This window comes from Sodalis sp. dw_96 (assembly GCF_018449575.1).
Lineage (GTDB): Bacteria > Pseudomonadota > Gammaproteobacteria > Enterobacterales > Enterobacteriaceae > Acerihabitans.
Map to the genome: position 1 here is coordinate 42,602 of NZ_JAAVUT010000017.1, position 12,675 is coordinate 55,276.

At 56.1% G+C, this 12,675-nt stretch carries 10 protein-coding genes; 1 reads left to right on the forward strand and 9 read right to left on the reverse strand.

Annotated elements, in window-relative coordinates:
• Window positions 1-36: 36 nt before the first annotated feature.
• Together recQ and pldA are read right to left on the reverse strand one after the other, a co-directional pair.
• The gene (recQ, locus tag HB631_RS20265; RefSeq protein WP_213992995.1) at window positions 37-1,875 is read right to left on the reverse strand and encodes an ATP-dependent DNA helicase RecQ; all 1,839 of its coding nucleotides are present in this window, start codon (window positions 1,873-1,875) and stop codon (window positions 37-39) included.
• A gap of 67 nt (window positions 1,876-1,942) precedes the next feature.
• Window positions 1,943-2,812: a phospholipase A gene (gene pldA / locus HB631_RS20270; RefSeq protein ID WP_213992996.1), complete on the reverse strand. Its 870-nt coding sequence runs from the start codon at window positions 2,810-2,812 to the stop codon at window positions 1,943-1,945.
• A 360-nt stretch (window positions 2,813-3,172) separates the two neighbouring features.
• Here pldA and rarD point away from each other — a divergent pair, with 360 nt between their 5' ends.
• Window positions 3,173-4,081: an EamA family transporter RarD gene (gene rarD, locus HB631_RS20275; RefSeq protein WP_213992997.1), complete on the forward strand. Its 909-nt coding sequence runs from the start codon at window positions 3,173-3,175 to the stop codon at window positions 4,079-4,081.
• Here rarD and HB631_RS20280 read toward each other — a convergent pair.
• The 7 genes from HB631_RS20280 to dapF form a co-directional block, all read right to left on the reverse strand.
• The gene (locus HB631_RS20280) at window positions 4,052-5,107 is read right to left on the reverse strand and encodes an AbrB family transcriptional regulator (protein ID WP_213992998.1); all 1,056 of its coding nucleotides are present in this window, start codon (window positions 5,105-5,107) and stop codon (window positions 4,052-4,054) included. The genes rarD and HB631_RS20280 overlap by 30 nt on opposite strands.
• A gap of 210 nt (window positions 5,108-5,317) precedes the next feature.
• Window positions 5,318-6,268 (reverse strand): magnesium/cobalt transporter CorA, encoded by a 951-nt coding sequence (gene corA / locus HB631_RS20285; RefSeq protein ID WP_213992999.1) that lies wholly within the window; start codon window positions 6,266-6,268, stop codon window positions 5,318-5,320.
• A 430-nt stretch (window positions 6,269-6,698) separates the two neighbouring features.
• Window positions 6,699-8,861: a DNA helicase II gene (gene uvrD, locus HB631_RS20290; protein WP_213993000.1), complete on the reverse strand. Its 2,163-nt coding sequence runs from the start codon at window positions 8,859-8,861 to the stop codon at window positions 6,699-6,701.
• Window positions 8,862-8,946: 85 nt separating this feature from the next.
• Complete coding sequence (gene yigB, locus HB631_RS20295) at window positions 8,947-9,663, reverse strand: 5-amino-6-(5-phospho-D-ribitylamino)uracil phosphatase YigB (RefSeq protein WP_213993001.1); 717 nt, start codon at window positions 9,661-9,663, stop codon at window positions 8,947-8,949.
• Window positions 9,663-10,574 carry a tyrosine recombinase XerC gene (gene xerC / locus HB631_RS20300; protein ID WP_213993002.1) on the reverse strand — a complete coding sequence of 304 codons (912 nt, stop codon included), beginning with the start codon at window positions 10,572-10,574 and terminating at the stop codon, window positions 9,663-9,665. Before xerC ends, yigB begins: the two co-directional genes overlap by 1 nt.
• The gene (locus HB631_RS20305; protein WP_213993003.1) at window positions 10,571-11,275 is read right to left on the reverse strand and encodes a DUF484 domain-containing protein; all 705 of its coding nucleotides are present in this window, start codon (window positions 11,273-11,275) and stop codon (window positions 10,571-10,573) included. Before HB631_RS20305 ends, xerC begins: the two co-directional genes overlap by 4 nt.
• A complete protein-coding gene (gene dapF, locus HB631_RS20310) occupies window positions 11,272-12,096 on the reverse strand; it encodes a diaminopimelate epimerase (protein WP_213993004.1) in 825 nt (274 codons plus the stop codon). Before dapF ends, HB631_RS20305 begins: the two co-directional genes overlap by 4 nt.
• Window positions 12,097-12,675: the final 579 nt, after the last annotated feature.

Genomic DNA, 12,675 nt, shown 5'->3' on the forward strand with positions numbered 1-12,675 from the left:
TTAATTAGGGCAGGCGGTAACTCTATTCCCGGCGCATCAACGCACCGGCAGCGCGTCGTCGTCAACCAGATGATCGCGAATGATCGTCAGGAAAGGCATACCGAAACGATCGAGTTTACGGTGACCGACGCCGTTTACCCGTAACAAATCATTGGCGGTCACCGGCAATTGTTCCGCCATTTCCAGCAGAGTGGCATCGTTGAACACCACATAGGGCGGCACATTGGCCTCATCCGCCAGCGACTTGCGCAGTTTACGCAGCTTGGCGAACAGCTGCCGGTCATAGTTGCCGCCATAGGTTTTCGGCGCGCTGCGGGATTTGAGGTTCGTCACCCGCGGCTCGGCCAGCATCAGCGGCACTTCGCCCCGCAGCACCGGCCGGGCGGATTCGGTTAGCTGCAACGCCGAGTGCTGGGTAATATTCTGGCTAATCAAACCCAGGTGGATCAACTGGCGCAGCACGCTGACCCAATGTTCACTGGTGCGATCGCGGCCGATGCCGTACACCGGCAGCCGATCGTGGGCATATTCCCGTATACGCTGGCTATTAGCCCCGCGCAGCACCTCGACGATATAGCCCATACCGAAACGCTGTCCCACCCGGTAAACGCAGGAGAGGGCCTTGCGGGCCTCTTCCAGCCCGTCATAGCGCTTCGGCGGATCGAGACAGATGTCGCAGTTGCCGCAGGGTTGCTGGCGGCCTTCGCCGAAATAATTCAGCAACACCAGCCGGCGGCAGGTTTGCGCTTCGGCAAAAGCGCCCATGGCGTTGAGCTTATGGCGCTCGATATCCTGCTGTTCGCCAGGGGGTTTTTCCTCGAGGCAACGGCGCAGCCAGGCCATATCCGCCGGATCGTAAAACAAAATGGCTTCCGCCGGCAGACCATCACGGCCGGCGCGGCCGGTTTCCTGGTAATAGGATTCGATATTGCGCGGAATGTCGTAATGCAGCACAAAACGTACATTGGGTTTGTTTATGCCCATGCCGAATGCCACGGTGGCCACGACAATCTGCAGGTCATCCCGCTGAAAAGCTTCCTGCACCTGCCCGCGTCGATCGTTGCTCAGGCCGGCATGATAGGCGTCGGCACTGATGCCCTTGCTTTGCAAACGCGCGCTGATATCTTCCACGCGGGATCGGCTATTGCAATAAATAATGCCGCATTTGCCCCGCTGGCTCTGCACAAAATGCCACAGCTGGTCGAACGGTTTGTATTTTTCCACCAGCGTATAGCGGATATTGGGGCGATCGAAGCTGCTGATCTGGATCAGCGGATTTTGCAAATCCAGCAGGCGGACAATATCCTGCCGGGTGGTATCGTCCGCGGTGGCGGTGAGGGCAATAAACGGCAACCCGGGGAAATGCCGTTTGATTTGCCCCAGGGCACGGTATTCAGGGCGGAAATCATGGCCCCATTGGGAGATGCAATGGGCCTCGTCCACCGCGATCATGGCCGGTTGCCATTGCAGCAGTTGATCGAGCATGTTGTCCATCATCAGACGCTCGGGGGCGATGTAGAGCAATTTGATGCGGCCTTCACGGCAGCCCGCCATGATCTCGTGCTGCTGTTCACGGGTCTGGCTGGAGTTCAGGCAGGCTGCCGCCACACCGTAGGCCAGCAGTTGATCCACCTGATCCTTCATCAGGGAGATCAACGGCGAGACCACCAGCGTCAGTCCCTCCATCACCAGGGCGGGTATCTGATAGCATAAAGACTTGCCGCCGCCGGTGGGCATGACCGCCAGGCAATCCCTGCCGCCTATGACGGCATTAATCAATGCTTGTTGACCCGGCCTGAATTGCTGATAGCCGAAGGTGTCGTGCAACACCTGTTCAGCCAGCGCTTCCCGATCTATCACCAACGCCGTCGACACATCATCCCCAACTTATTCCCTGCAGAACACCGCCATTTTCGGCGCCCGTCATTAAAACCGCGACATTTTACATCATGTCGTTAAGCATGAAACCCACGCCGATTCGGGTTTGGCGGTGATTATAATCAATTAGCGACTCACCGTAACCACTAAAAAGCTGGGTGTAGAAACGTACATGTTTACTGATGGGGTAGCTCCACCCCAGTTGCCCGCTACCGTAACCGCTGTTCCAGTTATAATGGCTCTCCACCGAGAACACACTGGGACCCCAGGCGTAGCCAATCTTCAGACGATAATACCCCATATACTTGGAGATATCCGGATTATCATCCACGCTGCCGAAGTGCACCCAGGGCTTCAGTTCCACCTGCCAGTCGCCGTTTTGCGCCATCAGGCGGGTATAAACACGGTCCCAGCTGCGGGAGGTGGGATCCGACCTGCCGTTGGACTGATGGTTTACGCCCACTTCCACATCCCGCAGGGTCCAGCCGGCAAATTCATTGTCGGTGGCCCAGCCGAGAAACAGCTGCGGCTCGTAATTGGTTTCACGAAACGGTGAAGATTCCTTGGTATTTGAGGCCTGCCACCAGGAGCCCTGGGTATAGGAGGCCGCCAATAACGAGTTGTCGCCGGCAATACCCCGCCAGAGGGGAAATGCCAGGCTCAGCTGGAAAGCTAGCTCGTCTTTGCGGGCATTATCGGACCAGTCATAGCTCTTGATGGAATCTTTATTGATATCGCTGGTATAGGTGTAAATCACATAATTACTTTCATAAGGATAAAGCAAATAGGGATTATCATGATCCTGCAGCAGATTGGCGATAATACTGCCTCTGACCGGTGGTGCATCCTTAACTGTTTGCTGTGTCGCTTCCTGTGCATATACGGCTGTCGATGATCCTGCCAAAAGTACCGCGGCCCCCAAAAGCTTACGCATATTTTTATCTCCTAAGTGCGCAACCTGAAAAAGTATGCAACGCAATTAGTTTACACACAATTAGCTATTCTAATTAAATAAATGCATTTAATTATCACGATCTGTTAAAACATGACATTCTTAACGAAGCCCTTACAGTCTAAATATGCTTTACCCTAAATACTTCGAGTTGCAGGAAGGCGACGACGCAGCGACTCCCCAGGAGCTTACTCAGGTAAGTGACTGGGGTGAGCGAGGAAAGCCAACACACCTGCAACTTTAAGTATGACGGGTATTTTAATTTTCAGCTTTTATGGAAGATGATTGGCCGATGGGTTTCACCTATACTGGCAGGCTTCTATACTGCCATCGGATTCATTGATGAATAAACAATCCACGCGCCGGGGCATGTTATGCGCCCTCGGCGCTTATCTGATTTGGGGGCTGGCGCCGGCCTATTTCAAACAGATCCAACAGGTGCCGGCCATTGAAATCCTGACCCATCGGATTATCTGGTCGGTATTTTTCATGGCGGCATTATTGACCCTTTTCAGTAAATGGGCGCAGGCCAGGGCGGTATTCCGCCAGGGCAGGACGCTGCTGATGCTGGGCCTGACCTCGCTGCTGGTGGGGGGAAACTGGCTGCTGTATATTTGGGCGGTAAACCATCATCATATGCTGGAAGCCAGCCTCGGCTATTTTATCAACCCACTGGTGAATATCCTGCTGGGTATCCTGTTTCTCGGCGAGCGGTTTCGAAAAATGCAATGGCTGGCAGTACTGCTGGCGGCATGCGGCGTACTGATGCAACTTTGGAAATTCGGTTCATTACCACTGATTGCCCTTGGCCTGGCCTTCAGTTTTGCCTTTTACGGCCTGCTGCGAAAAAAATTGGGTATCGATCCGCAAATCGGCATGCTGATTGAAACGTTATGGCTGCTGCCCGCCGGCGCCTGGTACCTGTTTTGGTTCGCAGACAGCCCCACCAGCCACCTGGGGGCCAACAGCCTGTCGCTTAACCTGCTGTTAATCTCGGCCGGGATCATTACCACGGTGCCGCTGCTAATGTTTGCCGATGCCGCCAATAATCTGCGGCTCTCCACCCTGGGGTTTTTCCAGTATCTCGGCCCGACATTGATGTTCCTGCTGGCGGTCTTCTGCTATGGCGAGGTCATGACCCAAGACAAGCTGTTCGCGTTCAGTTTTATCTGGCTGGCGCTGGCGGTATTTATCTTCGACGCCGTGATGTGGCAAAAAAAATCACGTCAAACGCGGCGCGGCATTGCGTGAGATAAAGCGCGCTATCGTCGGGCCAAGCAGCAGGATGGAAAGCAAGCGCAGGCTTTGCATGGCCATCACAAAGCCCATATCGGCATGGCTGCCGGCGGCAATAATGGCGACGGTGTCCAATCCGCCCGGACTGGTGGCGAGATAGGCGGTAAGTAGACTCACCGGCAACAGAAGAGTCAAAATCCAGGCCATGCCGCTGCACAGCAGGATCAATCCGATAATTGACACCACCATCTGCGGCAGGGTTTTTAATGCCTGCGACACAATGGCCGGCGTGAACCGCAGGCCGACGCTCCAGCCGATAAAGGCATAGGCCAGCGCCAATAACCATTGCGGGACCTGCATGGTGAGGGTACCGGTGATATGCAGCGTGGCGCCCACCAGCATCGGAATCAACAGCGCCCCGGCCGGGATATGCAGCTTTCTGCCCAGCCACGCACCGGCGACGGCAATGATAAGCGTCGCGGCGAAATGATAATCCAGCGGAGGAAACCAGATTATCTCAGCCGGGGCGTTATTCTGCGTCCCAAGGCTGATATGGGCCACCATAGCGGCGGCGGCCGCCACAAACAAGACGCGCAGATACTGCATAAACGCCACCAGCCTGACATCCGCGCCGAACTCCCCCGCCATCGCCACCATGGCCGACGCGCCCCCTGGTGAAGACCCCCAGGCGCCGGTGGGACCGGGCAAACTACTGAATCTTACCAGCAGATAACCCGACAGGCCGCTTGCCGCCAGCGTCATCAGGACCACCACCACCACCAGCCACCAATAGGAAACCAGGATCCCCAGAATCGTCGGGGAAAGCACCAGGGCTATCATGCAGCCTATCACCGCCTGACAGCCGATAAACACTTTCGGCGAGATGTGCAGGGTAGATCCGGACAGGGCCATCACCACGCCCACCAGCATGGGCCCGAGCAATAACGCGGCGGGGAGATGATACAGTTGCAGGGCGGACCCCAGCACCAGCGAGAAAAACAGTAATATCAGCCACTGGAGAGGTAACGATAACTTTTTCATTGTTAATTATCTGTAACGCTAAAACAGTATGTTTTAGCATAAACCAGCAACAAGAGAAGTAATTATCGTACAAATTATCTTCGTATCACCTGCAAAAAGGCCTGTTTGCCCTCTTGATTTAAACAGCGAGATAAAAAGTCAGGCACTCGCGCCCGCTATAAAAGGTGCGGGCCGGAGATATGATGCCGGTTAAGTGGCGCAGAATGATCTTTATAACCAGTTTTTGCGCTTAAAGTACAGGTAGGGAGCCAAACCCGCCAAGATCATCAATGCTATCGCGCCGGGATAACCAAACGACCATTTCAGCTCGGGCATAAACTCGAAGTTCATTCCGTAACTGGACGCCACCAGCGTCGGCGGTAAAAAGACTACCGACACCACCGAGAAAATTTTGATGATGCGGTTTTGCTCGATATTGATAAATCCCATCGCCGCCTGCATCAAGAAATTGACTTTTTGAAACAGCGATTCGTTATGGGGCAGCAGGGATTCGATATCCCGCAGGATTTCACGCGCCTGTTCCAGCTGGCCGGAAGGCAAACGCGCCTTGCGCACCAGGAAATTCAACGCCCGCTGGGTATCCATCAGGCACAGTCTAACCTTCCAGCCCACATCTTCCAACTCCGCCAGGGTGGACAGGGCTTCATCGTATTCATCGCCCTGATGTCCTTCCATAATCACCAGGCTCAGCGCTTCCAGATCGCTGTAAATATTCTCGATCTCGTCCGCCAGTTGTTCGATTTTGGTTTCGAACAGATCCAACAGCAGTTCATAGGCATTGCCGTCGGTAAGGGTCTGGCTGCGGGCGCGCATGCGATACAACCGGAACGCCGGCAGCTCGCGTTCGCGCAGGGTGTAGAGTCGGCCATCGCGGATGGTGAACGCTACCGTGGCGTTACCGGCGTGATCCTCGGCGTCTTCATAAAAAAAGAACGAATGGATATGCAGTCCGTCTTCATCTTCGAAAAAACGGGCGGAGGCTTCGATATCTTCCAGTTCAAGGCGGGTCGCCAGGCTTTGTCCCAGCTCATTCTGAACTTTTTCGCGCTCCTCGTTCTCAGGCTCGATCAAATCCACCCAGACGGAACTGGTTAACGTATCGCTTTCATCCAATTCAAGACGGGATAAGCGATTGTGATCCAATGTAAACGCGTTAAGCATACGCCATGGCTTCCTTAGCGGTATCAAGCGGGAAACGCATTAGAAGTTGAAACCGGGGGTGAGAATGTCACCGGCAAGTTTCAGACCATCAAAGATCTGACTCTGAGCGACACATGCATGCGGGTCGCTGACAACCACCAAGGCCATCAGCAAAGGAGGTAGCCTTAGTTGTACCTGATAAACAGATTATCGAGCCAGTATCTACTGGGGGCGTCCAAGGCGTAATCCTCACACAATCATAGTGCGCGCATGTTACGCCGAGATGAAAAAGACTGTCAATACACAAGGACGACACAATGGCTTATTTTTTGCACGATTAGCTGAACAGGGAATGGCTTGTTAGCAGTCTACTTAATGAATTGTTAGCAACGCCCGCCCCGGCCCCGGAGGCGTGGATTTTTTTATACCGGCCGTCAAGACATTGGCTGCATCAAACCGTCTCCAGCCGGGCATAGGCCGCCACCAGCCATTTGATGCCCTGACCCTGGAAAGCTATCTGCAAGCGGCTGTGCTCGCCGCTGCCTTCCAGATTGATAACGGTTCCTTCACCAAATTTGGGATGGCGCACCCGCTGTCCCAGGGTGAAACCACTGTCGTTTTCGCTCAGCGGCGTGCCCATGCGCTGATAGTTTGCCGGCCGTGACACGCTGGCCCGCAGGCGCACCTCTTCCACGCACTCCTGAGGGAGTTCACCCACAAACCGCGATGGCCGGTGAAAAGCCTCTTTGCCGTAAAGGCGGCGGGTTTCGGCATAGGTGAGGGTCAGTTTTTCCATGGCCCGGGTCACCCCCACATAGGCCAGCCGGCGCTCTTCCTCCAGCCGGCCGCCTTCGTCGAGGGACATTTGGCTGGGAAACATGCCTTCTTCCATGCCGACGATAAACACCTGCCGGAACTCCAGGCCCTTGGCCGAATGCAGCGTCATCAGCTGCACCGCGTCCTGGTACGCATCCGCCTGCCCTTCGCCGGCTTCCAGCGCGGCGTGGGACAGGAACGCCTGCAGGGGCATCAAATCTTCGTCCTCATCCTGGTAGCTGTACTGGCGGGTGGCGGTCACCAGTTCTTCCAGGTTTTCGATGCGCGCCTGGCCTTTTTCGCCTTTTTCCTGCTCATACATCATCCACAAGCCGGAATTTTTTATCACCCGATCGGTCTGCACATGCAGGGGGAGATCGGCGGTCTCTTCCGCCAGGGCCTCCACCAGTTCGATAAAGCGCTGCATAGCCGAGGCGGCGCGGCCGGCCAACACCCGCTCATTTAATAACTCGCGGGTGGACTGCCAGAGGGTGAGCTGGCGATCCCGGGCCGCTTGCCTAACCACGTCCAGGGTGCGATCGCCGATACCGCGGGTGGGGGTATTCACCACCCGCTCAAAGGCCGAATCGTCGTTGCGGTTGGCTACCAGGCGCAAATAAGCCAGTGCGTCCTTGATTTCCTGCCGCTCGAAGAACCGCTGGCCGCCATAGATACGATAAGGCATGGCGCTTTGCAGCAACGCTTCTTCCAATACCCGGGATTGGGCGTTGCTGCGGTAGAGAATAGCGCTGTCGTTAAGCGCGCCGCCGCCCTCTTGCCAGGTTTTGATCCGATTGACCACAAAGCGCGCCTCGTCCAGTTCATTAAAGGCGCAGTAAATGGAAATGGGTTCCCCCGCGGCATCCTCGGTCCAGAGGTTTTTACCCAGCCGGCTGCCGTTATGGGCAATCAGGGCATTGGCCGCCGTCAGGATATTACTGGTGGAGCGGTAGTTCTGTTCCAGGCGCACGGTCTGCGCGTTGGGAAAGTCATCGAGGAAACGCTGGATATTCTCAACCTGCGCGCCGCGCCAGCCGTAAATGGACTGATCGTCATCCCCCACGATCATCACATTGCCCTGGTCGCCGGCCAGCAGGCGTATCCAGGCATATTGAATGCGGTTGGTATCCTGGAATTCATCCACCAGGATATTGCGGAACCGATCGCGGTAATGCTGCAGGATATGCGGTTTGTTCAGCCAGAGCTCATGGGCGCGCAGTAATAATTCGGCGAAATCCACCAGCCCGGCGCGGTCGCAGGCTTCCTGGTAGGCCTGGTAAATACGCAGCCAGGTGGCTTCAACGGGATTACCGTAAGTTTCCACATGCTGCGGGCGCAGCCCTTCGTCTTTTTTGCCGCCGATATACCACATGGCCTGTCGGGGCGGCCACTGCTTTTCGTCGATATTCAGCGCGCGGATAATCCGCTTGAGCAGGCGCAGCTGATCTTCGCTGTCGAGAATCTGGAAATCCTGCGGCAGTCCGGCATCCATATGGTGGGCGCGCAGCAAGCGGTGCGCCAGGCCATGGAATGTGCCGATCCACATCCCGCCCTGACCCGTTCCGAGCAGGTGCTCTATACGATGGCGCATCTCCGCCGCCGCTTTATTGGTGAAGGTCACCGCCATAATGGAATAGGGCGAACTGTTTTCCACCGACAGCAGCCAGGCGATACGGTGCACCAATACCCTGGTTTTGCCGCTGCCCGCCCCGGCCAGCACCAACAGGTTGCCGCGCGGTGCGGCGACGGCTTCGCGTTGTTTGTCATTCAGGCCAGCAAGCAGTTCAGTGACGTCCATAAAAAGCCTTCAATTACTAAAGCGGGGTGTCATCCCAACGGTGACAGGGCAAACATACTGGTTATTTATACAGCAAATACGACGATCATAGCAAGGCTGTCAGGGATTCCAACCGCGAAATTTCCATATGCGGCAACAAGCGCGCGTCGGGGGCCTGGAGGAAATTGCCGCCGCGATCGTTGATCCAGCAGGCCTGCATGCCGCATTGTACGGCGCCGGTAATATCCGCCGCCAGATCGTCTCCGACATGGAGGATGCTTTGCGGAGGCAAGCCGAGCTTTTCCGCCGCCAGATGATACATATCGCGAAAGGGTTTGGCACGCCCGTCGGGACCGGCGCGCAGCACAAACGCGAAATAGCCGCCCAGGCCACAGGCCTCCGGCGAAGCATTGCCGTTGGTGATGGCTACCAGCGGCCAGCGCGCGCCAAGGGCGCGCAGCGTCTGATGAGTGATGTCGGGAACATCAATATTACTGCGCCAGTTGGCGAATTCCGCCATGGCGGCATCCGCGCCGACACCGGCCTCGGCGTCGCTCAGCCCTTGGCGGCGCAAGGCCAGTTCCAGCGCGCGCCGGCGCCATTGCGTCACATCGTGATAAATGTCCGGCTCCCGCTGACGCAGTTCAGCCCGGATGCGTCGGTAATAGGCCGCATCCAGGGTTTTCAGGGCCGGATGATAATTTTGCAAGAACAGCAGCGATTCCCGCTCGGTACGAGCGATCACCGGCCGATTATCATAAAGGGTGTCGTCTAAATCAAAGGTTAATGCGCGCAAGGAGCGCAGCGGACGGTAAAAACGCATCAAGACTTCCCTCGTTTGGCCCGGGGATGCGCGGCATCATAAACCTGGGCCAGATGTTGAAAATCAAGGTGGGTGTAGATTTGCGTGGTGGAGAGATTAGCGTGACCCAGCAGCTCCTGCACCGCCCGTAAATTGCCGCTGGATTCCAGCATATGGGTGGCAAAGGAATGGCGCAGCTTATGGGGATGGACGTGGCTTTCTATACCTTGTTTTATCCCCCATTCGGCAAAACGTTTTTGTACATTGCGCATGGAAATGCGTTTACCGGTTTTCGCCACGAATACCGCATTGTCCTCGGGGGCGAAAAAATCCCGCAGCGCCAGCCAATGCCGCAGCCAGGTCACGGCGGATTTGCCCAGCGGCAGCTTGCGCTCTTTGTTGCCCTTCCCCACCACCCTCACTTCACCGGCGTCCAAATCGATATGGCCGCAATCGAGGTTCACCATTTCCGCCAGGCGCAGGCCGTCGCCGTACATGATTTCCAGCATGGCGCGATCGCGCACCGCCAGGGGATCATTGCTGTCAATGTCCAACAGACGATCGACTTCGTCCACGTCCATGTTTTTCGGCAGATGGCGGCCGGCGCGGGGCGTGGAAACGCCTTTGGCCGGATTGGCCTTCAACAGTCCGCGGCCCACCAGGAAATCAAGGAAACTGCGTAACGCCGACAGCCGTAATGCCAGGCTGGCGGCCTGTAGCCCCTGGCGCTTGCTGCGGGTCGCCATCGACCGGACATGGGACACATCCAGCTGCGGCCATTGGGCGACACCCAGGTCATCGGCAATCTCAAGCAGTGCGGTTAACTGATGGGCATAACTGGCCTGAGTCAGCGGACTTAATTGCCGTTCCACCCGCAGATAGCGCAAAAACGCGTCCACCTCGGGCTGTAACGGCGAGTCCCCGGCGGTCATAGGCGAGCGACCCAGCGCACCAGCAAACCGGGCAACAGGGCGGCCAATTGTTGCAGTAAAACGGTCCCCATGCCGGTTTGATAATGCTGGCTGTCGCGGCTGGTGAAAATCACCATGCCGAGGGAGCCGTCTTCACCCATAAGGGTCATGGCCACCGAACCGACCTGTCTGGCCTGAGGCATTAACAGCAACAGCTCCGGGCCATTAAGGGTGCCCAGATAATGATTGCCCTGGCCGAGGCGTTGAATGCGCAAAGGCTCAAACGCGGTTCTGGACAGGCCTAAATGGGTGAAATCCGACGGAGCGCCAATCAGCCATTTATCGGAGAATAATCGCAGATGAGCACCGGATAGGCCGAGGCTGCGCGCCCAACGTTGTAAACGGCTCAGGAAATCCTGCAGGCTTTCGGCGGTAGCCAGGTCGGTTTGCAAATCCAGCAGGCGATTGAACAACTGTTCATTCTCCGTCGCCGCCTCCATCAGCCGGCCGATGTCTTCTTCCAACTGCCGGATATGCTGGCGCTGGCGCGTTATCTGCCACTCCAGCAAGGAAACGCTGCCCCGATTGACATGGGGAATGCGCATTTGCTCAACCTGGAGAGCATTGCGGATAAAAAAGTCCGGATTTTGTACCAGGAATTGCGAAACCGTACTGTCGTCCAGGACCGGCGCCGTCTCGACTTGTTCCCCGATATTCTTCATAAATGAATAAACCCGTCGTAGATATGCACCGCCGGCCCGGTCATAAAGAGCGGGTTGCCCGGTCCTTTCCAACTGATGTCCAATTCACCGCCAAGCAAACCGACCTTCACCTGGGGCGACAGCAGTCCCTGCTGGATCCCCACCGCCACGGCGGCACAGGCGCCGCTGCCGCAGGCCTGGGTTTCACCCACCCCGCGCTCAAACACCCGCAGGCGGATGTTCTGGGGATTGACCACCTGCATAAAACCGATATTCGCCCGTTCGGGGAAACGCTCATGGGTTTCCAGCAGGGGACCGAGGAAAGCCACCGGCGCGGTCTCGGTATCTTCCACCTGAATAACGCAGTGAGGATTACCCATGGATACCACGCCGCACAGGACCGTCTGCTCCGCCACCCGCATAATATAGGTCTTTTCCGCTTTGGTGGCGCGAAAAGGCACGTCCTGCGGCTCGAATTTCGGTTCGCCCATATTGACCCGCACCAAATCGTCGTCGGTGATGGTGATGACCATCCGCTCGGTTTGGGTGCTGACGTGCAATTCCCGTTTATTGGTTAAGCTTTTCATCCTGACGAAACGGGCGAAACAGCGGGCGCCGTTACCGCATTGCGCCACTTCGCTGCCGTCGGCGTTAAAGATACGGTAATGAAAATCCAGTTCGGGATCGTACGGCGGCTCAACCACCAGCAGCTGATCGAACCCCACGCCGCAATGCCGGTCCGCTAAACGACGGATAAGCTCCGGCGAAAAATAGACATTTTGCGTTACGGCATCCACGACCATAAAGTCGTTTCCCAGACCGTGCATTTTGGAAAACTGCATAACGTACTCCGCTGACTTACCCTGTGCGCAGCATAGCGCTTCTCTTGTCAGGATGCGACAGAATCGCGTTTACAGCACACTTTTGGCACTGTTTAGGGCCTTGTACCGCACCATTTACGGCACTTTCACGGCACGTTTACAACGCTCTTACGACATTATTTACCGCACTATCCAAGGTATTCTTTAAGGCACTCTCTAAGGCACGACAGAATCGCCGTTATGCGGCGCGTTGCTGCCGGGATCCGCCGTTTGCACCGGTGATTGGGTAGAGGTACTCGTCGTGGTCAGCTTGTGTGTCTGCGCGGGGTTAGTGGTTTTAGGTGGCGGCGGCATAAAAAGCGGCCCTTTTAACCCGCATCCGTACAATCCCAGTACTAAAAACGCCATTATCAAGGGGCGTAATTGATTTTTCATCCGATTAAATACCTGTCATTCATGCTCTCTAGTCCTCTATCATCGCAGTTGGATCATGAAAAGCAATAGGAATCGATAGGAAGGGCTCCGAGTTCCACCGTTAAACTGACCGTTGATGCTCTCAACTAGGGGTGCGTAGGACAATTGCAACGCTCTACACTGGAG

Bases quoted from the DNA above. Each gene is read 5' to 3' on its own strand.
- pldA (WP_213992996.1), bottom strand. From the start codon at position 2,812: ATGCGTAAGCTTTTGGGGGCCGCGGTACTTTTGGCAGGATCATCGACA.
- rarD (WP_213992997.1), top strand. From the start codon at position 3,173: ATGAATAAACAATCCACGCGCCGGGGCATGTTATGCGCCCTCGGCGCT.
- HB631_RS20280 (WP_213992998.1), bottom strand. From the start codon at position 5,107: ATGAAAAAGTTATCGTTACCTCTCCAGTGGCTGATATTACTGTTTTTC.
- corA (WP_213992999.1), bottom strand. From the start codon at position 6,268: ATGCTTAACGCGTTTACATTGGATCACAATCGCTTATCCCGTCTTGAA.
- uvrD (WP_213993000.1), bottom strand. From the start codon at position 8,861: ATGGACGTCACTGAACTGCTTGCTGGCCTGAATGACAAACAACGCGAA.
- yigB (WP_213993001.1), bottom strand. From the start codon at position 9,663: ATGCGTTTTTACCGTCCGCTGCGCTCCTTGCGCGCATTAACCTTTGAT.
- xerC (WP_213993002.1), bottom strand. From the start codon at position 10,574: ATGACCGCCGGGGACTCGCCGTTACAGCCCGAGGTGGACGCGTTTTTG.
- HB631_RS20305 (WP_213993003.1), bottom strand. From the start codon at position 11,275: ATGAAGAATATCGGGGAACAAGTCGAGACGGCGCCGGTCCTGGACGAC.
- dapF (WP_213993004.1), bottom strand. From the start codon at position 12,096: ATGCAGTTTTCCAAAATGCACGGTCTGGGAAACGACTTTATGGTCGTG.